This is a genomic window from Hydrogenophaga sp. (assembly GCF_026125825.1).
Classification (GTDB): Bacteria; Pseudomonadota; Gammaproteobacteria; order Burkholderiales; family Burkholderiaceae_C; genus Hydrogenophaga.
Genome location: NZ_JAHCKK010000036.1, coordinates 1 through 23,549 on the forward strand (window position 1 = coordinate 1; position 23,549 = coordinate 23,549).

Annotated in this window: 17 protein-coding genes, 2 pseudogenes and 1 riboswitch; of the genes and pseudogenes, 12 read left to right on the plus strand and 7 right to left on the minus strand. The window is 66.2% G+C overall.

The features are described from left to right. Window positions 1-60: 60 nt before the first annotated feature. The 5 genes from KIT86_RS13175 to cysS all read right to left on the minus strand — a co-directional run bounded on the left by KIT86_RS13175 (window position 61) and on the right by cysS (window position 5,493). Window positions 61-1,341, minus strand: coding sequence for an aspartate kinase (locus tag KIT86_RS13175; RefSeq protein WP_297399046.1), 1,281 nt, complete (start codon window positions 1,339-1,341; stop codon window positions 61-63). A 92-nt stretch (window positions 1,342-1,433) separates the two neighbouring features. Then, the gene (tilS, locus tag KIT86_RS13180; protein WP_367185441.1) at window positions 1,434-2,324 is read right to left on the minus strand and encodes a tRNA lysidine(34) synthetase TilS; all 891 of its coding nucleotides are present in this window, start codon (window positions 2,322-2,324) and stop codon (window positions 1,434-1,436) included. 91 nt (window positions 2,325-2,415) lie between these two features. Further along, on the minus strand, window positions 2,416-3,402 hold the full coding sequence (locus tag KIT86_RS13185) for an acetyl-CoA carboxylase carboxyltransferase subunit alpha (RefSeq protein WP_297399048.1): 987 nt from the start codon (window positions 3,400-3,402) through the stop codon (window positions 2,416-2,418). A gap of 52 nt (window positions 3,403-3,454) precedes the next feature. Continuing rightward, a complete protein-coding gene (locus KIT86_RS13190) occupies window positions 3,455-4,108 on the minus strand; it encodes a DNA-3-methyladenine glycosylase 2 family protein (RefSeq protein ID WP_297399051.1) in 654 nt (217 codons plus the stop codon). Further along, window positions 4,108-5,493 carry a cysteine--tRNA ligase gene (gene cysS, locus KIT86_RS13195; protein WP_297399053.1) on the minus strand — a complete coding sequence of 462 codons (1,386 nt, stop codon included), beginning with the start codon at window positions 5,491-5,493 and terminating at the stop codon, window positions 4,108-4,110. Before cysS ends, KIT86_RS13190 begins: the two co-directional genes overlap by 1 nt. A gap of 342 nt (window positions 5,494-5,835) precedes the next feature. Between cysS and KIT86_RS13200 the strand changes: the two are divergent. The 6 genes and pseudogenes from KIT86_RS13200 (at window position 5,836) to KIT86_RS13225 (ending at window position 11,155) form a co-directional block, all read left to right on the plus strand. Next, window positions 5,836-6,847 (plus strand): annotated as a pseudogene (locus KIT86_RS13200) (tetratricopeptide repeat protein). Window positions 6,848-7,527: 680 nt separating this feature from the next. Further along, a pseudogene (locus tag KIT86_RS13205) lies at window positions 7,528-8,328 on the plus strand (murein L,D-transpeptidase family protein); the annotation flags it as partial. Then, window positions 8,328-8,930, plus strand: coding sequence for a peptidylprolyl isomerase (locus KIT86_RS13210; protein ID WP_297399055.1), 603 nt, complete (start codon window positions 8,328-8,330; stop codon window positions 8,928-8,930). The pseudogene KIT86_RS13205 and the gene KIT86_RS13210, both read left to right, overlap by 1 nt. Window positions 8,931-8,932: 2 nt before the next feature. After that, a complete protein-coding gene (locus KIT86_RS13215; protein WP_297399057.1) occupies window positions 8,933-9,439 on the plus strand; it encodes a peptidylprolyl isomerase in 507 nt (168 codons plus the stop codon). A 30-nt stretch (window positions 9,440-9,469) separates the two neighbouring features. Next, a complete protein-coding gene (locus tag KIT86_RS13220; protein ID WP_297399059.1) occupies window positions 9,470-10,288 on the plus strand; it encodes a UDP-2,3-diacylglucosamine diphosphatase in 819 nt (272 codons plus the stop codon). 18 nt (window positions 10,289-10,306) lie between these two features. Beyond that, a complete protein-coding gene (locus tag KIT86_RS13225; protein WP_297399061.1) occupies window positions 10,307-11,155 on the plus strand; it encodes a zinc-dependent peptidase in 849 nt (282 codons plus the stop codon). A 3-nt stretch (window positions 11,156-11,158) separates the two neighbouring features. Here KIT86_RS13225 and KIT86_RS13230 read toward each other — a convergent pair whose 3' ends face one another. Both KIT86_RS13230 and KIT86_RS13235 read right to left on the minus strand, forming a co-directional pair. Next, entirely contained in the window at window positions 11,159-13,885 is a 2,727-nt protein-coding gene (locus KIT86_RS13230) for a DUF349 domain-containing protein (RefSeq protein ID WP_297399063.1), read from the minus strand. Window positions 13,886-13,997: 112 nt separating this feature from the next. Continuing rightward, entirely contained in the window at window positions 13,998-17,684 is a 3,687-nt protein-coding gene (locus KIT86_RS13235; RefSeq protein ID WP_297399065.1) for a DUF748 domain-containing protein, read from the minus strand. A gap of 710 nt (window positions 17,685-18,394) precedes the next feature. Between KIT86_RS13235 and KIT86_RS13240 the strand changes: the two genes are divergently transcribed. The 6 genes from KIT86_RS13240 to KIT86_RS13265 all read left to right on the plus strand — a co-directional run bounded on the left by KIT86_RS13240 (window position 18,395) and on the right by KIT86_RS13265 (window position 23,549). Further along, the gene (locus KIT86_RS13240) at window positions 18,395-19,273 is read left to right on the plus strand and encodes a lytic transglycosylase domain-containing protein (RefSeq protein WP_297399067.1); all 879 of its coding nucleotides are present in this window, start codon (window positions 18,395-18,397) and stop codon (window positions 19,271-19,273) included. A gap of 34 nt (window positions 19,274-19,307) precedes the next feature. After that, window positions 19,308-19,479, plus strand: a riboswitch (ZMP/ZTP riboswitch). A gap of 36 nt (window positions 19,480-19,515) precedes the next feature. Next, window positions 19,516-20,760, plus strand: coding sequence for a serine hydroxymethyltransferase (gene glyA, locus KIT86_RS13245; RefSeq protein ID WP_297399069.1), 1,245 nt, complete (start codon window positions 19,516-19,518; stop codon window positions 20,758-20,760). A gap of 34 nt (window positions 20,761-20,794) precedes the next feature. After that, window positions 20,795-21,244 carry a transcriptional regulator NrdR gene (nrdR, locus tag KIT86_RS13250; RefSeq protein WP_204731721.1) on the plus strand — a complete coding sequence of 150 codons (450 nt, stop codon included), beginning with the start codon at window positions 20,795-20,797 and terminating at the stop codon, window positions 21,242-21,244. A 109-nt stretch (window positions 21,245-21,353) separates the two neighbouring features. Continuing rightward, window positions 21,354-21,968 carry a GspH/FimT family pseudopilin gene (locus KIT86_RS13255; protein ID WP_297399073.1) on the plus strand — a complete coding sequence of 205 codons (615 nt, stop codon included), beginning with the start codon at window positions 21,354-21,356 and terminating at the stop codon, window positions 21,966-21,968. A gap of 7 nt (window positions 21,969-21,975) precedes the next feature. Continuing rightward, the gene (gene pilV / locus KIT86_RS13260) at window positions 21,976-22,458 is read left to right on the plus strand and encodes a type IV pilus modification protein PilV (protein ID WP_297399075.1); all 483 of its coding nucleotides are present in this window, start codon (window positions 21,976-21,978) and stop codon (window positions 22,456-22,458) included. Window positions 22,459-22,463: 5 nt separating this feature from the next. Beyond that, window positions 22,464-23,549: a prepilin-type N-terminal cleavage/methylation domain-containing protein gene (locus KIT86_RS13265; protein ID WP_297399077.1), complete on the plus strand. Its 1,086-nt coding sequence runs from the start codon at window positions 22,464-22,466 to the stop codon at window positions 23,547-23,549.

Sequence of the window (23,549 nt, forward strand, 5' to 3'; positions counted from 1 at the left end):
TCGCTCCGGAAGCTGCGTATTATGCCTCAACTCAGAAGGCATTTCCCTCTGATGGAGGGTTCAACCGGCGATGGTGTCGGCCGTCTGGTCGAGATCGAACTCGCGGTGCAGCGAACGCACGGCCAGCTCCATGTACTTCTCGTCGATCACCACCGAGGTCTTGATCTCGGAAGTGGAAATCATCTGGATGTTGATGCCCTCCACGCTCAGGCACTTGAACATGCGGCTGGCCACACCGACGTGGCTGCGCATGCCGATACCGACAATGCTCACCTTGCAGATGCGCGCATCGCCCACCACCTCGGCCGCACCCAGCGCCGGCACGACCTTGGTCTTGAGCAGGTCCAGAGTCTTCTGGAACTCATTGCGATGCACGGTGAAGCTGAAGTCGGTCTTGCCGTCCTTGCTCAGGTTCTGGATGATCACATCGACTTCGATGTTGGCGTCGGCCACCGCGCCCAGGATCTGGTAGGCGATGCCAGGGGTGTCGGGCACGCCGAGCACCGAAATCTTGGCTTCGTCGCGGTTGAAGGCAATGCCGGAAACGACGGCTTGTTCCATGTCTTCGTCTTCCTCAAAAGTGATCAGGGTGCCGGAGGCGGCTTCTTCATTCAGGTCGATGTCCCAAGGCGTGAAGCTGGAGAGCACGCGCAGGGGCACCTTGTACTTGCCGGCGAATTCCACCGAACGGATCTGCAGCACCTTGCTGCCCATGCTGGCCATTTCCAGCATCTCCTCGAAGCTCACACGCTGAAGACGGCGCGCTTCGGGCACCACGCGCGGGTCGGTCGTGTACACGCCGTCCACGTCGGTATAGATCAGGCACTCGGCCGCCTTGAGCGCCGCGGCCACGGCCACGGCCGAGGTGTCGCTGCCCCCACGACCCAGCGTCGTGATGTGGCCTTCGGGGTCCACGCCCTGGAAGCCGGTGACGATGACCACCTTGCTGGCGGCCAGATCGGCGCGGATGCGCGCGTCGTCGATCGATTCGATGCGGGCCTTGGTGAAGGCGCTGTTGGTCTTGATCGGCACCTGCCAGCCGGCATAGCTCACCGAGCCGACGCCTTCTGCCTGCAGCGCGATCGCCAGCAGGGCCGACGAAGCCTGCTCACCCGTGGCGGCCAGCATGTCGAGTTCGCGGTTGTAGGCGCTGTCGGTCTTGCCCGGAGCCAGCTCCTTGGCCAGCCCCAGCAGGCGGTTGGTTTCGCCGCTCATGGCGCTGGGCACCACGACGAGCTGGTGGCCGGCACGGTGCCATTTGGCCACGCGTCGGGCCACATTGCGGATGCGCTCGGTCGACCCCATGGAGGTGCCGCCGTACTTGTGAACTATCAAGGCCATCGGGAGGGATTGGATTGGGTTGATTGCGGCCGCGCAACCAGTATTCCACGCGGCATGCCAGGCCCCAAGGGGCCGCTCAGGGCAACCGGGAATTATATCGGTGCCACGAATCGCAGAACCCCGCCCTCGCGCATGACCTGGCCGCCAGCCACCTTGAGGCGGATCCCGTGGCCACGCGTGGTGCAGGCCGCGATCTGATCGAGCAGTTCGTCGAGCTGCGCCGCGCTTGCCGCCACATTTGCCTCGGCTCGCAGCCAGTGGCGCAGCACGTTGGCCTGGCGGTCGCGAGAGAGCGACTGCAGCCGCATGATCGCGGGCGGCACGCCCACGTGGGAGAGATCGATGCGGGCCAGTTCGTCGAGCAGCCGCTGCGCCTGCGCGGCGTGGGCGGCGCTGCGTGCCAGCATGGGCCGAAAGCCGGGGAAGCAGGCCTCCCATGCGGGCATCAGCAGCGCACGGATGCGGTTGCGCGTGTAGCGCTGGTCGGCGTTGCTGGGGTCGTCCACAAAAGGGTGGCCCGCGCCCGCCAGCCAGGCTCGCAAGGCCGAGGACGACACATCGAGCAGAGGCCGGCCAAACACCTGGCCATGGCGCTCGAAGCGCTCGGCCATGGCGGCCAGCCCAGGCAGGCCGGCCCCCCGGCTGAGCGCGAGCAGGACCGTCTCGGCCTGGTCGTCCGCATGCTGGCCCAGCAGCACACAGGCGGCACCGACCTCGTCTGCCATGCGTGCCAGGGCGGTGTAGCGGGCCTGGCGGGCGGCGTCTTCCGGGCTTTCACCCTGCGCCGGGGCGGCCTGCACACGCTCGACGCGCAACGCGATCGCGTGCAGCGCGCAGATGGCCTGGGCTTGGTCCTGGAATTCGTCTGCCGCCGCCTGCAAACCGTGATTCACGTGCAAGGCGATCACCTGGCCCGGCCAGCGCCGTTGCGCAGCAAGCAGCAAGGCGGTGGAATCGGCACCGGCGCTGAAGGCGACCGCCATGGGCCCGGCCGGGTTCATAAAACCCCGGCGCTCACACCACGCGGCCAACGCCCGTTCGCAGGGGTTGGCCGGGGTTGGCGAGGCATTCACCTCAGCGCTTGTCCTTGCTCTCGGCCTTGGTGTCGGTGAAGCGGCCGTAACTGTTGAGGCGCGCGTAGCGCCGATCGAGCAGTTCCTTGGGCTTGAGGTCCGTCACCTGGCGCCAGGCATCGCCCAGGGCGCGCTTGAGGAAGGCGGCCATCTGCTTGTGATCGCGGTGCGCGCCACCCACGGGCTCGTTGACGATCTTGTCCACCAAGCCCAGCGCCTTGAGGCGGTGCGCGGTGATGCCCAGGGCATCGGCGGCATCGCTGGCGCGGTCGCTGGTCTTCCAGAGAATGGAGGCGCAGCCTTCGGGGCTGATGACCGAGTACACGGAGTACTGCAGCATGAGCACCTGGTCGGCCACCGAAATGGCCAGCGCGCCACCCGAGCCGCCTTCTCCGATGATGGTGGAGATGATGGGCACCTCGAGTTGCGCCATCTCGAAGATATTGCGGCCGATGGCTTCGGATTGACCGCGCTCTTCGGCATCGATGCCAGGGTAGGCACCAGGGGTGTCCACGAAGGTGAAGACCGGCAGCTTGAACTTCTCGGCCAGCTTCATCAGGCGCAGTGCCTTGCGGTAGCCCTCGGGCTTGGTCATGCCGAAGTTGCGCAGGCCGCGCTCTTTCGTGTCGCGCCCCTTCTGGTGACCAAGCACCATGCAGGGCTGGCCATTGAATCGGGCCAGGCCGCCCACGATGCTCAGGTCATCCGAGAAGTGCCGGTCGCCATGCAGCTCCTGGAAGTGCGTGAAGATTTCTCGCACGTAATCCAGCGTGTAGGGGCGGTCGGCGTGGCGGGCGATCTTGGTGATCTGCCACGGCGTGAGGTTGCTGTAGATGTCCTTGGTGAGCTGCAGGCTCTTGCCAGCAAGCTGTTCAATCTCTTCGGAGATGTCTACCGCGGATTCGGTCTGCACATAGCGCAGTTCTTCGATCTTGGTTTCGAGCTCGGCGATCGGTTGCTCGAAATCGAGAAAATTCTTTTTGGCCAAGGTGTGCTCCTTTGGTCTTGTTTGCCACGACGTCCCGGCGAAGCCGGCGCGCTCAGTAACTGACCGGCAGCGGATCGAGCGACCGCCAAATATACCAAGTTGCCACGCTGCAGAACGGCGCCCAGGAGTTTGCAACCTCCCGAATCTCGCTTCTGCTGACGGGCTCACCCGAAAAATACGCCCGGCTGATGCCATTTTGCAAGCCAAGGTCATCCAGGGGTAGTACGTTGGGCCGCATCAAATGGAAGATCAGGAACATCTCGGCCGTCCATCGGCCAATGCCGCGGATCGCCACCAGCTCGGCAATGATGGCCTCGTCGTCCATCTCGGCCCACTGGCTGACGTGGACCTGGTCGTTGGCGAAATGCAGGGCCAGGTCCACCAGGTACTCGACCTTGCGCGCCGACAAGCCAGCTGCGCGCATGTCGTCCACCTTCAGCTTGAGCACCTGAGCCGGCACCATCTTCCTGGGCAACTGCTCGAACCGGTCCCAGACCGACTGGGCCGCCTTGACCGAGATCTGCTGGCCGACGATGCTGCGCGCCAGCGTCACGAAGGCATCGCCCCGCGACTGCAGACAGGCACTGCCATGCTGGGGAATGAGCTTCTTCATCACCCGATCGCGCTTCATGAGATGCCGGCAGGCATCCACCCAATAGCCGGGCGCCTCGGGGTTGACCTCGGGCACGACAACGGAGGTGGCCATCAATTGCGCTCCCAAGTGGTTCCAGCGGGGCCGTCTTTGAGCACGATGCCTTGTTCGAGCAACTGCTGCCGGATGCGATCGGCCCCTGCGAAATCCCGGGCTTGCTTGGCCGCGCTGCGCTGCGCGATCAGATCGAGAATCGCCGCCTCGTCCAGCCCGCCTTCGGCCCCGCCACCCTGCAGGTAGGTGGCAGGATCGGCCTGCAGGAGGCCGAGCGTGCCGCCCAGGGCGCGCAACAGGCTGGCCAGCTCGGCGTCCTTGCTGCGGTTGACTTCACCCGCCAGGTCGAACAACACGGCCATGGCCTCAGGCGTGCCGAAGTCCTCGTCCATGGCAGCGCGAAAGCGCTGGGCGTAAGGTTGGCGCCAGTCGATCGCCCTCGACGCGGCTGGCGGTACGTGCGACAGCGCGGTGTAGAGGCGCTTGAGCGCGCCACGCGCGTCGTCCAGGTGGGCATCGCTGTAGTTCAAGGCGCTGCGGTAGTGCGCGCGCAGGATGAAGAAGCGCACGGTCTCGGGGTCGTACTTCGCCAGCACTTCGCGGATGGTGAAGAAGTTGCCGAGGCTCTTGGACATCTTCTCGTTGTCCACCCGCACGAAGCCGTTGTGCACCCAGAAGCGTGCCAGCGGTTTGCCGCTGGCGCCTTCGCTCTGCGCAATCTCGTTTTCGTGGTGCGGGAACTGCAGGTCGGCACCGCCCCCATGGATGTCGAAGGTCTCGCCCAGGGTGCTGCAGCTCATGGCGGAGCACTCGATGTGCCAGCCCGGCCGGCCCGCCCCGTAAGCGCTGTCCCAGCGGGCTTCAGCGGGCTCGTCGGGCTTGGCCGATTTCCAGAGAACAAAGTCCAGCGGATCGTTCTTGTCGCCGGCCACCGCAACGCGCTCGCCCGCGCGAAGGTCATCGAGCGACTTGCCGGAGAGCTTGCCGTAGCCGGGGAACTTGCGCACCGCGTAGTTCACGTCGCCATTGTCGGCCTGGTACGCCAGGCCCTTGCGCTGGAGGGTGTCGATCAGCGAGAGCATCTGCGGCACGTACTCGGTGGCCCGGGGCTCGAGGCTTGGGGGTTCGATGCCGAGCGCGCCAATGTCCTGGTGCATGGCGGCGGTCATCTCGTCGGTCAGGGCGCGCAGCGTGATGCCGCGCTCAAGCGCGCGCTTGATGATCTTGTCGTCGATGTCGGTGATGTTGCGCACGTAGGTGACGCGCATGCCGCTGACCTTGAGCCAGCGCTGCACCACGTCGAAGGCCATCATCATGCGGGCATGGCCGATGTGGCAGAGATCGTAGATCGTCATGCCGCAGACGTACATGCGCACGTGCCCAGGCTCGATGGGCTGGAAGTCCTCCAGTCGGCGCGACAAGGTGTTGTAGATTTTCAGGGTCATGGAACGGGAGCGGGAACGGAATTCCGGATGGCAGTCGGAGGGTGGAGAGCGAGGCATCCACAGGCCGGGCGTGGCACCATCCGAAGAGCGGGCCCGTCGGCGTTCCATGCGGTCTGGCGCAACCGTCGGAACGGGACCCCTCAGATACAATCCATCGGATGTCAGTATATCCAGCCCGGTGACGCTCGACAGCACGCCGCCGGGCATCCGATCAACGTGTCACTGGCCCCTTCATGAGAGGGAGCACAGGTTTGTTTTCGAGGTGCCATGTCTCGCCACGTTCCGTCACACAGCCACCCCAGCGGCCCATCCTCTTCCCCCACCACCAGAAACGGCTTTTCCATGCGACTGCGCCAACTGGCCCTTGTGGCCCTGACCGCCGCCAGCCTCGGCAGCCCGCTGGCCTGGGCGCAAGGCGATGAGTACTCCGAGGTGAACCGCCTGGTGCGCGCCGGCCAGCTCAGCGAGGCCATGGTCAAGGTGGATCAGTACCTGGTGGGAAAGCCCCGTGACCCGCAGATGCGTTTCCTCAAGGGGGTGATCCAGACGGAAAGTGGCAAGTCAGCCGACGCCATCGCCACCTTCGCCAAGCTCACCGAAGACTACCCCGAGCTGCCCGAGCCCTACAACAACCTGGCCGTGCTCTACGCAGGCCAGAGCCAGTTTGACAAAGCACGCGCCGCGCTCGAGATGGCCATCCGCACCAACCCGAGCTACGCCACGGCGCATGAGAACCTGGGCGACGTCTACGCCAAGCTGGCCAGCCAGGCCTACAGCAAGGCCTTGCAGCTTGACGCCAACAACCCAGGTGTGGCGCCCAAGCTGAGCCTGATCCGCAACCTGTTCGCAGCCGAAGCGCGTGGCTCCCGCCCGGCTGCCACGGTCGCCGCCGCGCCAGCGGCCAGCGCACCAGCACCTGCGGCGCCTGTGGCCGCACCGTCCGCCGCGAAGCCACCCATCGCGGCTGCGCCTGCCCCTGCAGCACCCGCTGCGCCGGCGCCGGCGCCGGCGCCGCCGAAATGCGGACGTGGAGGCTGCCGTGACCGCGTGGGCCAAAGCCTGGTCCTCGAAGAACGTGTCGGCCTACCTGGGCGCCTACGGTCCGGGATTCACGCCACCCGGCGGCCAGTCGCGGGCCGCCTGGGAGGCCGAGCGCCGCTCGCGCATCGAGCCCCGCTCGCGCATTGGCGTGGGCATCAACGACCTCAACGTCACCGTCAACGGCGATCGCGCCTCGGCGCGCTTCCGCCAGGACTACACCTCGGACAACCTGAACGTCACCAGCCGCAAGACGCTGGATCTGGTCAAGACCGGCAATCGTTGGCTGATCGTTCGGGAATCCACGGGTTCCTGATGGTCAGTCGGCGGTTCGCGCAACGAGGCCATGCCAGCCTCACGACCGAGCTGCTCAAGCCGGGGCCCTACAACGCTCATCGTGTGACACCGAGAAACCGGGCGCTGGCGGCCGTCATGGCCGTGGCCGTGCTCGCCCTGCTGGCCTTGTCGATGCACAAGCGCCAGGCCCCCGACACCACGAGCCTCACCGAGCCCCTCAAGGAAGCCCCTGCGGTCACCCTGATCAACAGCGCCCTCAGCAAGGTGCAGGATGCGATGCAGGGCACGGCCAACCCGCCCCCTTCCGGCCTCACGCCCGTGAGCCTCACAGGCGAACAGCTGCAGCAGGTCAAGCCGCTGATGGGCCGTGCCGAAGCCCGTCTGATCGAGATCTACCAGCTCATCGGGAACGCGCAGCACCGGGAGGCGCTGAAACAGGCCGAGAGCCTGGTGCGAGACCACCCCAATTTTCAGTTGGCCCATCTCGTGCACGGCGACCTGCTCAGCCAGCAGGCACGCCCGGTGCGCCGGCTTGGCGATGTGCCTGACACCCAGGCCCTGGCCGCGTCGGCGCAGCTTGCGGCTCTGCGCGAGGAATCGCGCCGCCGGCTGCTGGCACTGACGGAGCGCCCGCCTGAAGGCGCCGTGCCAGCCCAGTTCCTGACCCTGGCCCCCCAGAGCCGCCATGCGATCGCAATCGACGCATCGCGCTCTCGCCTCTACCTGTTCGAGAACCTCAACTCGGCCCGAGGCACCCCCGAACCCGATCGCGCACCGCGCCTGAAGCTGCTGGGCGATTTCTACATTTCCGTTGGTCTCTCCGGCATCGAAAAGGCCGTCGAGGGCGACAAGCGCACCCCCCTGGGCGTCTACTACATCACCAGCACGCTCAACCCGGCCGACCTGCCCGACCTGTATGGCGTGGGTGCCCTGCCGATCAACTACCCCAACGCGCTCGACTTGCAACGCGGGAAGACCGGCAGCGGCATCTGGCTGCATGGAACGCCCAGTGAGCAGTTCGTGCGCGCACCTCAAGCCTCGGACGGCTGCGTCGTGCTGTCCAATCCGGACTTGCAGCGCGTGCTGGGCACCGTTCAGATCCGAACCACGCCGGTGGTGATCGCGCCCACCCTGCAATGGGTGCAGCCCGACGCGCTGGCGGGCGATCGCGCGCAGTTCGAGGCCGTGCTGGAAGCCTGGCGGCAGACCCGCAGCGCGGGCCGACTCGCCGAACTCAAAGCGTTTTATTCCAGCCGGTTCATGAACCAAGGCCGTGATCTGGCCCAATGGTGGCCGCGCGTTGAAAGCGAGTTGCGCACCAACGGCTCCCGCGAGCTGCAGATGAAAGACCTGTCGGTGCTGCGATGGCGCGATCAGGAGGACACCATGGTGGTCACCTTCGGCGAGGTGGCCGCGGGTCAAAGCCGGGGGGTGACCAAACGCCAGTACTGGGTTCGCGAGCAAGACCGCTGGACCATCTTTTTTGAAGGAACCATCTGATGACACTGTCTTCCATGCCCATGCGCCGCCGCGCTGCCCTGTGGATCGCGGCCCTGGCCACCGGCGCCGCCCTGCTGCCCGCGGCCGCCCATGCCCAGGCCAACACCTCGCCCCGCGTCAAACTCGCCACGTCGCAAGGCGACATCGTGGTCGAGCTGTACCCCGAGAAGGCTCCGAAGACGGTGGAGAACTTCCTGCAATACGTGCGCGATCAGCATTACGACGGCACCGTGTTCCATCGTGTGATGAGCAACTTCATGATCCAGGGCGGTGGCTTCACACCCGACCTGCAGCAAAAGCCGACCAAGGCGCCGATTCCCCTGGAAGCCACCAACGGCCTGAAGAACGACCGCGGCGCCATTGCAATGGCCAGAACCTCCAACCCCAACTCGGCCACGTCGCAGTTCTTCATCAACACCGTGAACAACCCGAGCCTGAATGCCCCCAACCCCGACGGCTACGGTTACACCGTCTTCGGAAAGGTCGTGGCGGGCATGGATGTCGTGGACAAGATCCGCGCCGTGCCCGTGGGCGACCAGGGCATGCACCAGAACGTCCCCAAGACACCCATCACCATCCTCAAAGCCACCCTGGAGAAATGACCATGGCCAACCCCCAAGTCGAATTGCACATCGCCGGATATGGCGTCATCACACTGGAACTCGACGCTGAAAAAGCGCCGCTGTCCACCAGCAACTTCCTGGCCTATGTGAACAAGGGCCACTACAACAACACCGTGTTTCACCGCGTCATTCCCGGATTCATGGTCCAAGGCGGCGGCTTCGAGCCCGGCATGACCCAGAAGCCCACCGACGCCCCCATTTCCAACGAGGCCAACAACGGCTTGAAGAACGACACCTACACCGTGGCCATGGCGCGCACCAGCGACCCGCACTCGGCAACCGCGCAGTTCTTCATCAACGTGTCGAACAACGGGTTCCTCAATCACACCGCGCCCAGCGCACAGGGCTGGGGCTACGCGGTGTTCGGCAAGGTGGTCTCGGGCAGCGACATCGTGAAGAAGATCGAGGGCACGCCCACCGGCCGCAAGGGCTTCCACGACGACGTGCCCAAGGAAGACGTCGTGATCGAAAAGGCCGTCGCGATCTGATTGCCAGGGGCCGCAACGCCCCTGCTTTGCATGACAGCCCCTCTCGTCGACCGCTTCGCCGAATGCATCGCTCCCGCGAGCTGGCAAGCGGTCGATGTCATTTCAGACCTGCATCTGCAGGCCGGTGAACCCGACACCTTCGAGGCGTGGCTGGCCTACTTGCGCCAACCCGTGCCGGAGCGCGCCGACGCGCTGTTCATCCTCGGAGACCTGTTCGAGGTCTGGGTGGGTGACGACGTGCTCTCCCCCCACGCATCGCCATCGGTGGATCACGCCTTCTGGCGCGCCTGCGCAGAGGCCCTGAAGGCCTACAGCGCGCACGCGCCGGTCTACTTCATGCCGGGCAACCGCGACTTCCTTCTGGGGCCCGCCGGGCTCGACGCCTGCGGCATGCAAGGCCTGAGCGATCCCACCGTGCTGGTCTTCATGGACCAGCGCTGGCTGCTCAGCCACGGCGATGCCCTGTGCCTGGCCGATACCGACTACATGCGCTTTCGCGCGGAAGTGCGCGAGCCCGCGTGGCAACACCGCTTCCTGGCTCAGCCTCTGCTCCAGCGCGAGGCGATCGCGCGCGAGCTGCGCTCGCAGAGCGAGGCGCGCAAGCGCAACACGGGCAGCGACCCCAGCCTCTGGGCCGACGTGGACACACAAGCCGCCCGGGGCTGGTTGCGCCATGCGCAGGCCCACACGCTCATCCACGGCCACACCCACCGGCCCGCCCGGCACGATCTGGGCGATGGTCTTCAACGCGTCGTGCTCAGCGATTGGGAACTGGGCGCTCGGCCTGCCCGCGCTGAAGTGTTGCGGCTCGATGCCCAGGGCATGCAACGCCACCCCCTGCAGCCCTGAGCCGCCGTCCTTGCCTCCATGATCCAGCTCTTCCAACGTTGGTTGCCCCGCGCGCTGCGCCGTCCGACGTCCATCCCGGACGGGCTATGGCGCCAGACCGTGGCGCACCACCCGTTTCTGGCCGGACTCGATGCGCCCGAGCTGCAGCGGCTTCGCCTTCTCTGCGCGCACTTTCTGATGGAGAAGGAATTCCATGGCGCCAATGGCCTGTCCGTGACGGACGCGATGGCGCTGGCCATCGCGGCGCAGGCTTGCTTGCCACTGCTCCACATGCATGGCGTCTCCGGTGAGCCTGTGCGCGACCCGCTCAAGCTGCTGGACTGGTACGGCGACTTCGTCGGCATCGTGGTGCAACCCGGTGCGGTGGTGGCGCGGCGCAAGACCACCGACGGGGCGGGGGTGGTGCATCACTACGACGAGGTGCTGGCCGGTGAAGCCATGGATCGGGGACCGCTCATGCTCAGCTGGGAGGACGTCTCGCAGGCGGGAGAGCGGGCGCAACATGGGCACAACGTGGTGATCCACGAGTTCGTGCACAAGATGGACATGCACGACATGCAAGCGGGCGAAGCGCCCGATGGCGCCCCGCCATTGCCCTCAGGCTTCATGGGCACACGCCAGCGCAGCGAAGCGCGCGCCATCTGGCAACGCACCATGCTGGACAGCTTCGAGCGTTTTCGCGAAGCCGTGGCCATGGCCGAGCGCTTCGGTGGCGAGCCGCCCTGGCTGGACGACTACGCTGCCAAAGACGCGGCCGAATTCTTCGCCGTGACGTGCGAAGCCTATTTCGTCAACCGGCCTCGATTCGAGACGGAATTCCCCGAGCTGATGCCGCTGTACGACGGCTTCTTTCGCCCGGGGCGTTGACGCTCAGCGTTTGAGCAAGGCCTTCAGCACGTTCTGCAGGCGGCGCTCGGCCTTGGCATCGAAGCTGGAGCCCAGCACCGTGGCCACGTCCTCCGCCCAGGTGTCGGCCGGTGCGGCCGCATGGCGGCGCGTGAGCAACTGCAACTGCAACATGCGGCGCTCGCTCAGGTGCTCGGCCGGCGTCGGCACCTCGGCGGCCATCTCCAGGCGCAGCAAGGTTTCACCCGGCAGCGGCGCCGCAGGCCTGGACACCGCCGACGCCCACGAGCCGCGCTGTGCCGCGCTGACCCGCGGGCCCAGTGCCTGAGCGGTCGGCAGTTGCTCGGCATCGCGCTGCTGCCAGGCCGTCATGAGTTGCGTGAGCACCTCACCGTGGGCCTGGGCTGCGAGCTTGCGCAGGCTGGACTGGGCCGCCTCGATCGCCTGGCGCTGCGCTCGGAAAGCCGCATCGCCCAGCCTTGGGCCACGCGGCTCGCGCTCTTCGCGCCAGGGCGACGCACCCGGTCCACGGGCATCGCGTCCACCGCGCGCATCGGGGCGACCCGGTGCCCCATCGCGCCGGCCCTCCGGGCGGTCGCTTCGGCGGCCATCGCGTCCGGCTGGCTCGGCCTTCTTCATGCCGGGCCGGTCATCGCCCCGCACCGCCACGAGCTTTTTCGGCGGCGCGGCGGGTTTGGCCGGTGCCACCGGCGCCGAAGCTTCGGCACCCTCGGTGACGGAGGCCCCTTCCCCCCCATCGGCTGGCGCGGTTTCGGGCGCGGAAGCCGTCGGCTCGGTGGCAGCCGGCGCGGCCACAGGTGCCGCTGCGGCCGTCGGGGGCTGACCTGCCACGGCCGCTTCCAGCTCGTTCATGGCCAGGCGGATGCGCTGCGCGTCGCCACTGGCACTCGCCGCCTCCAGCGCACGCGAGGCATCGAGCACACGCTGGTCGTGCGCGCTCAGGGCCGTGGCGGCCTTCTCACGCTCGGTGCTCTTGCGCGCGAAAGCTTCGTCGATGGGTTGGCGGAAGGCTTCCCAGAGCTTCTGTTCGTGTTTGCGCTCCAGCGGCACCGCATGCGCCTCGGCTTGCCAGCGCTGCTGCAGGGCCTTGACCGCATCGATGCGCAGCATGGGCGCCGCGCCCAGCGCGTTGGCCTCTTCGATCAGTGCCTTGCGGCGCGCGGTGCTTTCGGCCTGCGCCGTCTCCAGCCGCTCGTGTGCCTTGTGCATGGCGTCCTTCCAGACCGGCTGGATATCGGCAAAGGCCTTTTCGCTCAAGTGGCCGGCTTCGCGCCAGCGCTCCGAGAACGCGTGCAACTCACGCACCTGGGCTTTCCAGTCGCTGCTGTCCGCATGCGCCAGCGTCCAGGCTTTGAGCTCCTCGATGATGGCCAGGCGCTGCGCCTTGTGCGCTTCGCTCTGCTGGCGCACCTGCGCCAGCCAGGCCTCGACCACCTTGTGTGCCTCGGTGCAGGCTTCGTCAAAGCGCTTCCACAGCGCGTGATTGGGCTGGCCGCCCTGGTCGGTGGTCTTCCACTGGTCGCGCAGACTGCGCAAGGTTTCCTGCATCTTGCGCCCGCCCAGGCGTTGGCCCTCGGGGGCCTGGAGCAGTGCTTCGGCCTTGGCCACGAGTTCCTCGCGCAGTTGGTCGGCGCGCCAGCGCTGCCAGCCTTCGAGCTCACCGGCCTGTCCGAGGGCGGCCTGGGCTCGCGCATCGAGCGCGGCCGGCACCAGCCGGCCATGGCTCTTGAGCAGGCCGCGGACGTCAGCCGCCGCCTTGGGCGTGGCCTTGCCGTGGCCTTCGGCGAGTTCGCGTTCAAGCACCACCAGCGCCTGCTCGAGTTCGGCCGCCACGCGGGCGCGCTTCTCCTGCTGTGCCTGTGAGTCCTGCGGTGCCTTTTCGGCCGGGGCGCCCACTTCCTGGCCACGCGCGGCGCGCAACTCGTCGGCCCACACGGGCACGGCGGGCAGGGGCGCCTGGGGATTGGCATCGGCGGCCACGGTCTGGGCCAGTGCGGCTTCAAAAGCATCCCACACCAGTTGCAACTGCTGGCGCGAGGCGTCGAGCATGGGCGGGAACTTCACATCCACGCTGGGCCATTGCGGGTCTTGCGCCAAGCCACTTGTCTGCTCCTGCCATTGGGCCACGTCGGTGCGCAACGTCTCGGCGATCTGCTGAGCGTCGCGCCAAGGTTTGGTGGACAGCACCTCGATGCGCTGTGCGATCAGCACCGCGGCCTCGCGCTCGACCTGCACACGATGCTGCAGGTCTTCGATGGCTTTGACTCGCTCGGCCAACGCCTGGCGCAACGTGGCCAGCGGCTCGCGCGACAACGGTGCACCGGCGCGGGCCGCGTCGCGTTGCCAGGCCAAGGCATCGGCCAGGTTCAAGCGCGGCTGGTCGATCAGGCCCTGCGCCTTCTGCGCCCACTCCACCGACATCTGTTCCTGCGATTTCTGGCGTTTGAGCTCGTCCAGTTTTTCTTTCAACGGCTTGGCCGCGCCTCGGTCGCGGTGCGAGAGCTCCTTGAACACCTCGTTCATCTGGTCCAGCGCAGGTCCGGTGGCCAGCCAGTCGCGGATGCGCGCGGCACGCTCGCCCGAGGTCGGGGCGGAAAACGCACCACCGGTGACGGCATCCAGTGGGTGGGAGGCGTTGGGGCTGGCCGGCTTGGGGGAGGTGGGCGTGTTCACGGCAGACTCGGAGGCGTTGGACGAAGACGGGGCTTTGCGCAGGGAAAACAGCGACATGAAGTGGAGGACTCAATCGATTCGGGTGTCAGCACCACGACGGCGCGACCAATGCATATTGTCGCCGCAGTTGGCGCCGCCCCCTCCCCCGGCAGCCAGACAGGCGCCAGGCTCAGCGCGGCGCCAGCTTGAGCTCGGCGTGCGGACGCCACTTCTCCCCCTCGCTGCCCAGGAGCGGCGCACCCAGGAACATGCGGTCTTCGGGCAGCTGGCGGCCAGCGAGGTAGTCCTTGACCACCACGCCTCTGGCCACCGCCAGCTCTCGGATGGCATCCGGCGTGACCGGTATCGACGCCAGGAGCAGCGCTTCCATGTCGGCCTGCGGGAGGTCCTTGGCCAGGCCAACCAGGTTGCGGGGTTTCGGGATGTCGGTGCGCCGGTACACCTCTTTGAGTAGGGCCGGGTATTCCGCGGGCGTCACCGTGAGCGACTCACTGAGGACCGAGCCGTCCCGCGCCAGCTGACGGCGCTTCTCGGCCAGCACGCGCTCGGCCAGCCGGGCGCGCTGGTAGCCGCTGCGCTCGGCCTCCAGATCGCCATGCCCGACCACCGTGATCTGCAGGTTCGGCCGATCCGCCAGGGCCTTGGCCACCGCATCCAGGCGCTGCCGGGCTTCATCGTCGAGCGACTTGCTGCCCGCGCTGAACACCACCTGGCTCATTTCTTCTCCACCGCCGCCGAAGGCGCCGGCGATCAGGGAGAACGGCGAGGTGATGGCTTTGCCGATCAGGTTGAAGATCAGCCGGAAGATGAGGGGTCCCAACTTGAACTGCGGGTCGTTGAGCGAGCCGCTGACCGGCAGGTCGATATCGATCACCCCATAGCGGTCAGCGAGCAGGGCCACGGCCAGCTTCACAGGCAGGTTGGGGGCCTCGCTGCCGGCCACACGGTCGCCGAAACTGAGCTGGTTGAGGATGATCTGATTGCTCGCGGTCAGCTGCCCGTTGGGCTCGATCTTGTAGGCCACATCCATGCTCAGCTTGCCGCGCTCGATACCGTAGCCGGCGTACTTCACGGTGTAGGGCGATAGCGGGGGCAACTCCAGGTTGCGCACCAGCGCCTTGATGTCGAGCGCCAGCGGCTGGGCCAGCGGATTGAGCTTGCCGTCGATCTCCAGCGATGCGGTGCCTTCGGCGCGCCCGCGCAGCGTCAGGTCGGCCATCTGCGGCGCGCCACCCGGGGGCACGCTGGCGAAGGCGCTGAGGCTGCCGGTGAGCTCGCTCAGGTTGGCAGAGTAGTTGGGTTTGATGAACCGGTCTGAAAACAGCACCCGGCCGTTGACCAGACTGATCGGCCCGAAGCGGATGTCCGGATCGGGCACGGCACTCGCGCTCACTGGCGGCGGCGGTGCAGCAGCGGTGGTGGTCGCTGGCGCCGTGGCACCCGTCGGCCCAGGGGCGTCCCCGTCGTGTCTGACCAGGCCTTGCAGGTTGATGCGCCCGGTCTCGTCGATGATCACGCGGGCAAAGTAGTCGCTGAGGACGGTTTCCTGCACGGCCACCCGGGTGACTTCGCCGGGCGCCATGGCAAGCTGCAAGCCCCGGACCTGCAGCGACTTCCAGGCCAGCAGCTCTTCGGCGGGCGACAGGGTGTTGGCGGCGAAGTCGTCCAGCCCCACGTTGCCGGCAACCACCAGGCGCAAGCCCGCCGGTGGCCAGGCCGCCTCGACCGAGCCGCGGTAGCTGGTGTCCGCGCGCAGCAGGTCCAGGTTCAAGCGGTCGCCAAAGTAAGGCTCCAGGGCATGCAACGGCAGCTTGTCCGCCTGCACCTTCAAGCGGGTGCGCAGGCCATCGGCATCGCGCCCCCCGCTGCCGGGCAGGCGCAACGCGCCGTCGAGCGCCAGTCGGCCTGGCTCGCTGCGGCTGCCCCGCGCCGCCCCCATGCGCAACTGCAGCGAGATCGGCATGTCGGGCTGGCTGATCGCCATGGGCTGGAGGTTCCTGACCTGGAGCTTGATCTGATCGAGGTCAAGCCTGACCGGGCGCGCCAGTGCGAGGTCTTCGAGCGCGACGGCACCCGAATCGATCTTCACATCGGCCAACGTCAGTTGCCACGGGGGCATCTCGGCCGGCTTCGACGAAGGCGCTGCAGAAGGCGCATCCGACGACCTCATCCAGCCATCGACCATCCAGCGCCCGGTCTTGTCGCGCTGAGCGCGCACCTGAGGCCGGTCAAGCACGACCTTGCCCACGGCCACCGCACGACCGGCCAGGTCCACGCGCGCATCCTGCACTTGCAGGCTGCGCAGGCTGGCCAGTGGCTGGCGGGCAGTCCCCAGGCGCGCCTCGCTCAATTCGACCCGGGAGGCGGACACCAGCAGCTCCCCGGGCCGGTCGGCCTTGGCCGCCCGCCACGCCAGACCAAAGTCGGCGGCCAGCCTTCCATCGAACTCGGGCACCAGCACATCGGCGATGTAGGGCGCGAAGGCCGAGAGGGCAAGTTGGCCGACCGAGCCCTGGGCCTGGGCCTCGGCATCCGTGGCCGTGCCCTTGAGTGACAGTGGCGTCTGCCCGAGCCGCGCGGACACTTCAAAGGGCACGGGGGCCTGCATCGGCCAACTCAGCGCCTGGGCCCGGACGCTCAAGGCCTCCAGGGCGAGTTGGGCAGCGGGCTTGGTGCCGGCATCGCGCCATCGCACGGTGCCGCCTTCCAGGTTCAGGCGCGCCACATTCACTTGCCAGGGCGCGGCGGGCGCGGGGGATGCCCCCGACGTGACCGGCGCTGGCGCGGCAGAGGTGGTGCTTCGGGACTGCTCGAGCCAGGCCTGCGCCACGCGCTGCAGATTCAACCGCCCCACGGCATCGCGCGAAATCGACACCGTGGGCGACATCCATTCAATGGCGGCCAGATCCACCTGCCCCGAAAGTGGCTCCATTCGGTTGACCGTCACGCCCAGGCGCTCCCAAGCCAGCAATTCGGCCGTCGATGAAGGGCCGGTTCGCTCGACCACGCGCAGATTCGCTATGGCGGCCGTGCCAGAGAGAGACAGGCGCGGCGTTTCCTGCTGTTCGAACGCCAGCTTGAGTCCGAGCTGAAGCACACCGGTTTCGGGCTTGACCGGCCAGGCCGCTGGCCAATAGGGCAGGTAGGGCGCGAGATCCAGGGACGGGATGTCGACGCTGGCATCGGTGTCCCGCGTCTGGGCAAACGGCGTGGTGCTGGCGCTGGAATCGAACGCGCTCCCGTTGAGCACGAAAGCCAGCTTGGGTTGGGTCACCACGTCCCGCCGTGAGGCCAGGTTGCTCAGGAACGGCACCCCCACCGACAACCCGCTCAACTGGTGCGTGACGCCAACGCTGTCATCGGTGAAGGTCAATTCACCGCCGGACAGATGGATGTTGAAAAGCGCGAACTGGGCTGGCTCGGACGGGGGCGCGTTGTCTTTCGGGCGCAAGCGCTGCAGCACGTCGTCCACGTCGTACCGCCCTTCGCCCAGGTGGCGCAGTTTCAGCTTGGGCTGCTCGAGCACCAGGGCGTCGAGCACCGGCGCCATGCGAAACAGCGACTGCAGTTCCGCGTTGGCGTAAAAGCGATCCAGCGTGAACTGAGCGCCCTGCCCTGCGGCGTCGGCCACGCGCAGGCCCTCAACGGCCAGTTCCAGCGACCAGGGCCGGAAATCGACCCGCTCCACCGTCACCGCGCGCCCCAGCGCGGTCGATGCTTGCTTGGCCAACTGCCACTTCAGCAACGGGGGAACGCCCAACCAGGCGACCAGCCAGAGCAAAAGGAGCCCCACCAGGCTCAGCATCAGGCGCCGAGCCCATCGACCTTGGGTGCCCTGGGGAAAAAAGCGGTTCATCGTGCGTTCGCTTGCCAACGGATCCCTGGAGTGTCGTCGAACTGTGGGGACGAAGCAGCGCACGTCTATATAGAGCCCCCCAGAAACAAGAAACCCCGGCAAGCAGGGCCTGCCGGGGTTGACGGCGGGCTAAATGCTCATGCCGTCGGTTTTGGCGGAGGGAGTTGGATGTCTCTCCAGCCTGGAAGCAACAGATTGCTCCCGTTGGAAGCTGACTGGCGGTTCGCCGCGTCGTCAGCAAATGCCAGTCTTCGGACCGGCCAGCGCAGGTTACTCCCCTTGCGGCCAGGGATCAAGGCCAGGCGGGCCGTTCGCCATGCAGATTTTCAATCACGCCCGGAACCACCATTTGTCGCCCGCAAAAGCACGTTTTGGAACATGAAAGGTGGCCGCTGCCCGACAGACGGTCAAGAGCGCGACATCGACGCCAAAGCCTTGTTGGGCCGTGGCTTCCTGCTAGCAAAGCCCCTCGACCTCGGTTGATCAAACTTTTTTTATACCCAAAAGTAGTATCAAATTGATTCTAAAACATTGACTCGATATTAATAAGCCCATAGGATGCGCCAGCTTTGCCCACCCGAGGGCAAACCCGAACCGCTGCCACCCAGGCTAACTCGACCGCACCGTTCTTCTCGATCGGGCCGTCGATGGCGACCAATCCAGCTGGCCCAGCTCTCGCGAGTCAGGCCGGCGCAGAAAGGAGCGATGACATGACCGCGCAAGACGCAAAGCCACCCAAGAGCACCTCAGGTGCCGTGGCATCCTTCAAGACCGCTGTGGGCGACGCCTACCGCGGCTTCTTCGACATCACCCACAACAGCCTGGCCTTGCTGGGCACGCTGGCCGCCGTGGCCCTGATTACCTTGAGTGCCCGCGCGGACCTGCGCGCCAGCGCCGAGGAGCAGTTGCTGGGCTGGCTGCTGGAGCGCCAGGAGGCTGCGAGCGCCGACGCCGTGTACGCCGCCGAGCCCTCCGCGATCGACCGCGTGACGGCCGCGCAGCCCGGCGACCTGCCCAAGCAGCAGGCCAACGTGACTTACTGGCTCAGCCGCAAGTACCGGGTCGCACCAGAGCCCCTGAGCGTGCTGGTGGCAGAGGCTTTTGAGGTAGGCGAAAAAGCCAAGCTCGATCCCACCTTGATCCTGGCCGTGATGGCCATCGAGTCCCGTTTCAATCCCTTCGCGCAGAGCCCGGTGGGTGCTCAGGGTCTGATGCAAGTGCTGACCCGGGTCCATACCGACAAGTACAACGACTTTGGTGGGCAACTCGCCGCATTCGATCCGGTGTCCAACCTGCGGGTGGGCGCGCGGGTCCTTCAGGACGCTGTCAAGCGCGCCGGCTCGGTCGAAGGGGGCTTGCGCTTGTACGTCGGTGCGGTCACCACGGACGGCAGCTGGTACATCGACAAGGTGATGGCAGAGCACCTGCGCATCCAGAGCGTGGCCCTTGGCAAGCCGATGCAGCGCTACGTGCCTCAAGCGCGCCCGACCCCCGTGGTGGCGCCCGCTGCGCCGGCAGCCGAAATCGAGGCCGAGGGGCCGGCCGCGCCGAACGCCCTCCCCCCGGGCTCGCCACTTTCCCGTTCCTGATCAGGCCGACCGGCCTCTCGGCCTCGGCTAAACTAGCCGGGTACGCAACTGGCGATAGGCGCGCACCCCGACAGCTTCCTGTCGGCGGCTGCCGCTGACGTGGCCCCCCTGCCTGATCCTTGATCGTCTGCAGGGACAACCACTGGGAAGCGTACCGCCCGGCCTTGAGGGGTTCGGGTGTTCAGCCGTTCGCCTGGGCAGCCCTTGTCACCGCGCAAGGTTCCACGTCTTGAAGGACTGCCATGTACGACCGCAACATCCTCATCCAGCAAACCGACCCTGAACTGTTTGCCGCCATCCAGGCCGAAAACGCTCGCCAGGAACACCACATCGAGCTGATCGCCAGCGAGAACTACGCCTCGCCGGCCGTGATGGCCGCACAAGGCACGCAGCTCACGAACAAGTACGCCGAAGGCTATCCGGGCAAGCGCTACTACGGTGGCTGCGAGTACGTGGACGTGGCCGAGCAACTCGCGATCGACCGCGTCAAGCAGCTCTTCGGCGCCGAAGCCGCCAACGTGCAACCGCACTGCGGCGCGTCCGCCAACGAAGCTGTCTTCCTGGCCTTCCTCAAACCCGGCGACACCATCATGGGCATGAGCCTGGCCGAAGGCGGCCACCTCACCCACGGCATGGCCCTCAACATGAGCGGCAAGTGGTTCAACGTGGTCTCCTACGGACTCAACGACAAGGAAGAGATTGACTACGAGGCCATGGAGCGCAAGGCGCATGAAACCAAGCCCAAGCTGATCATCGCGGGCGCGTCGGCGTATAGCCTTCGCATCGACTTCGAGCGCTTCGCCAAGGTGGCCAAGGACGTCGGCGCCATCTTCATGGTGGACATGGCCCACTACGCAGGCCTGATCGCTGCCGGCGTCTACCCCAACCCGGTGCCCCATGCCGACGTGGTGACCTCCACCACCCACAAGAGCCTGCGCGGCCCTCGCGGCGGCATCATCCTCATGAAGGCCCAGCACGAAAAGGCGATCAACAGCGCCATCTTCCCCGGGCTGCAAGGCGGTCCGCTGATGCACGTGATTGCGGCCAAAGCAGTCGCTTTCAAGGAAGCACTCTCACCCGAATTTACGGCCTACCAGCAGCAGGTTCTGACAAATGCGAGCATCGTCGCCGAAACACTGACCTCGCGCGGCCTGCGCATCGTCAGCGGGCGCACCGAGAGCCACGTGATGCTGGTCGATCTGCGTGCCAAGGGCATCACCGGCAAAGAAGCCGAGGCTGTGCTGGGCAGCGCGCACATGACGATCAACAAGAACGCCATCCCGAACGACCCTGAAAAACCCATGGTCACCAGTGGCGTGCGCATCGGCACGCCCGCGATGACCACCCGCGGCTTCAAGGACGACGAGGCTCGCTTGACCGCGAATCTGATTGCCGACGTGCTGGACAACCCGCGCGACCCGGCCAACATCGACGCCGTGCGTGCCAAAGTCAACGCCTTGACCGCACGATTCCCGGTCTACAAGTGATGGTTTCAGGCCGTACAACGGGAGTGCCCTCCGCATGAAATGCCCGTTCTGCGGCCATCTTGAAACCCAGGTGGTCGAAACCCGCGTCTCGGAAGACGCGGACTTCATCCGCCGCCGCAGGCAGTGTGGCCATTGCGAGAAGCGGTTCACCACCTACGAGCGGCCGGAGGTGAGCTTCCCGGCGGTCGTCAAGAAGGACGGCCGCAGGGTGGACTACGTGCCAGCCAAACTGCGGGCCTCTTTCTCGCTGGCGCTGCGCAAGCGACCGGTCAGCACCGAGCAGGTCGACGCGGCGATCGAGCGCATCGAGGAAAAGCTGCTGAACCTCGGCGCCCGCGAGGTGCCCGCCGCCCGCCTGGGCGAGATGGTGATGCGAGAACTCAAGAAGCTCGACAAAGTGGCGTACATCCGGTTCGCCAGCGTGTACCGCAGCTTCGAGGACATCGACGAATTCAGGGCGCTGGTGGACGAAGTCCGGCGTTGATCGAAGCCGATCTCATGGGGGGTGCAAGGCCTTCCCCGCTTGTCGCGAGGCGAGCCTCATTCATCGGCTCCCGAAGATCGTTAACAGCTGTAACAGGCAGACTGGCGAGATGGAAAATGTCCACCAATGTGCACCGTGCTCGCTGAGTCTTCGCCAGCGCGGCGTCACGCTCATCGAGTTGATGGTTGGCATTGCCCTGCTTGCTATTCTGCTGGCCATCGCCGCACCGAATTTCCAGGGGATGACCGCATCCAGCCGCCTCACCTCTGCCAGCAATGAATTGCTGGGAAGCCTTCAGCAGGCCCGCGCCCAGGCCATCCGCACGGGTGCCCGCGTCACGGTATGCAAGAGCACCAACGGCACGCAATGCGACACCACCGCGGGAGCCGGCTGGAATCAGGGTTGGATCGTGTTCCAGGACACCACCCGCAGCGGCTTTGATGCCCAGGTGGATGTGGGTGAAACCATTCTGACCCGCATCACTCGCGTCACGGGCGGCACGTTGATCGTCGGCAACAACCCTGTCGCGAACTATGTGTCCTTCGCTGCGGACGGCAGGCCCAGGCTCATGGGCGGCGCTGTTCAGGCTGGCTCCTTGCGCGTGTGCGATCCAATCGGTTCGCTGACGGACGACAACCGCGCCCGTGACATCGTGGTGACGGCGACCGGGCAAGTCCGTGTGACACGTCCTGCCGGCGTGGCCAGCAGTTGCTTACCTCCCTGATCTGAATATGACGAACGACACCCGCCCGATGCATGGCCCACGCCGGCCACCCCAACGCGGCGCTTCGCTGATTGAAGTGCTGGTTGCTGTGCTCATCCTCAGCCTGGGCCTGCTGGGCATGGCGGCGCTGCAGTCCCGTGCGGTCAAGGGCAACATCAGCAGTGGGCAGCGCGCCCAGGCCGTCATGCTCAGTCACTACATTCTTGACGTGATGAGGGTGGACAGGGAAAACGCCCGGGGCGGCCAGTACAACACCGGCGCCAATTTCATTTGCGACCCGACGGCTTTCGCCGGCGCCAATCTGGCTGACACCTCCCGCAGAGGTTGGCTGACCTCCGTCAAACAGAACATGGGACGTGCGGATGACAACACGACGTGCGCGCACATTGCATGCGATGCCGACTTCGCGTGCACGGTCCAGATCCGGTGGGATGACAGCATGAGCGGCGGCCTGGCCAACCAGACCTTCGTTATTGCCTCACGAGTTTGAACCCCATGCGCTACTCCATGACGCACTTCAACCGCCCTCGCTGTCGTCACCGCACGACGGGCCGCCAGCGCGGTCTCACCCTGATCGAGCTGCTGGTGGCCATGACGCTGGGCCTGGTGCTCATCGGTGGCGTTCTCAGCGTGGTGATCACGACACGCCAGACGCTGCGGGTCAACGAGAACCTCGCCCAGATGCAGGAGGGCGCCCGCTTCTCCTTCGACATCATGGCCCGGGAGATCCGCGAGGCCGGGATGGTGCCATGCGGCACGCGGCTGACCGCCAACGTCCTGCGCACAGCGGGCTCACCCACAGTGGCGTGGTGGGCCAGCACTGACGCAGGCATGCTGCGCGGATTCGACGACGCACAAGACAGCGTCGACATCGCGGGTTTCGGTGCTGCGGTCGGTGACCGGGTCAATGGCACCGATGCCATCATGGTGCTGCGCCCCGCTGGCGACGAATTGTCGTTCCGCCAGATCACCCTTCATGATGAGGGCGCAAAGAGCTTTGCATTCTCGTCGCCAACCGCATTCACGAATGCGGAAATAGTCATGGTGTGCGATGGCAGGAGCAGCGCACTGTTTCAGATCCAGACCGCCTCCAACACCCCGCCCACCATTCAGTATGGTGCCGCCACTCTGAACTGTTCGACTGGACTGGGCAGCGTACAAGCCCAATGCACGGGTGCGGTGGCCAAGACGTTTGACCCCGACGCCACCGTGGCTCGCTGGGATCCCGCGTTCTGGTATGTGGGCATCAACCCTCAGGGTGGTCGCTCGCTGTACCGGGCACGCATTGTGCTGAACGCCGACAGCGAGGTGGTGACGGTGCGGGAAGAAATATCGCCGGGCGTAGACAACCTGCAGATCGACTATCTCACGCGCAACCGGGACATGGGCAACGCGCTCGCAACGGCATGGGTGCCGGCGTCCCACGCAAACTTCAACGCGGGATGGGCCAGCACCACCGCAGAGGTGGTGGCCGCCCGATTGACACTGTCGCTGGGCAGCACAGAAGCGGTCGGTTCGGATGGGCAGCGCCTTCAGCGCCAACTGATCGTGGTGGCCTCATTGCGCAACAGGGATCTCTGA

Bases quoted from the DNA above. Each gene is read 5' to 3' on its own strand.
- KIT86_RS13190 (WP_297399051.1), bottom strand. From the start codon at position 4,108: ATGGCCACCTCCGTTGTCGTGCCCGAGGTCAACCCCGAGGCGCCCGGC.
- KIT86_RS13220 (WP_297399059.1), top strand. From the start codon at position 9,470: ATGACAGCCCCTCTCGTCGACCGCTTCGCCGAATGCATCGCTCCCGCG.
- KIT86_RS13240 (WP_297399067.1), top strand. From the start codon at position 18,395: ATGACCGCGCAAGACGCAAAGCCACCCAAGAGCACCTCAGGTGCCGTG.
- glyA (WP_297399069.1), top strand. From the start codon at position 19,516: ATGTACGACCGCAACATCCTCATCCAGCAAACCGACCCTGAACTGTTT.
- cysS (WP_297399053.1), bottom strand. From the start codon at position 5,493: ATGACCCTGAAAATCTACAACACCTTGTCGCGCCGACTGGAGGACTTC.
- KIT86_RS13210 (WP_297399055.1), top strand. From the start codon at position 8,328: ATGACACTGTCTTCCATGCCCATGCGCCGCCGCGCTGCCCTGTGGATC.
- pilV (WP_297399075.1), top strand. From the start codon at position 21,976: ATGACGAACGACACCCGCCCGATGCATGGCCCACGCCGGCCACCCCAA.
- KIT86_RS13175 (WP_297399046.1), bottom strand. From the start codon at position 1,341: ATGGCCTTGATAGTTCACAAGTACGGCGGCACCTCCATGGGGTCGACC.
- KIT86_RS13265 (WP_297399077.1), top strand. From the start codon at position 22,464: ATGCGCTACTCCATGACGCACTTCAACCGCCCTCGCTGTCGTCACCGC.
- KIT86_RS13255 (WP_297399073.1), top strand. From the start codon at position 21,354: ATGGAAAATGTCCACCAATGTGCACCGTGCTCGCTGAGTCTTCGCCAG.
- tilS (WP_367185441.1), bottom strand. From the start codon at position 2,324: ATGGCGGTCGCCTTCAGCGCCGGTGCCGATTCCACCGCCTTGCTGCTT.
- KIT86_RS13235 (WP_297399065.1), bottom strand. From the start codon at position 17,684: ATGAACCGCTTTTTTCCCCAGGGCACCCAAGGTCGATGGGCTCGGCGC.
- KIT86_RS13230 (WP_297399063.1), bottom strand. From the start codon at position 13,885: ATGTCGCTGTTTTCCCTGCGCAAAGCCCCGTCTTCGTCCAACGCCTCC.
- KIT86_RS13215 (WP_297399057.1), top strand. From the start codon at position 8,933: ATGGCCAACCCCCAAGTCGAATTGCACATCGCCGGATATGGCGTCATC.
- KIT86_RS13225 (WP_297399061.1), top strand. From the start codon at position 10,307: ATGATCCAGCTCTTCCAACGTTGGTTGCCCCGCGCGCTGCGCCGTCCG.
- nrdR (WP_204731721.1), top strand. From the start codon at position 20,795: ATGAAATGCCCGTTCTGCGGCCATCTTGAAACCCAGGTGGTCGAAACC.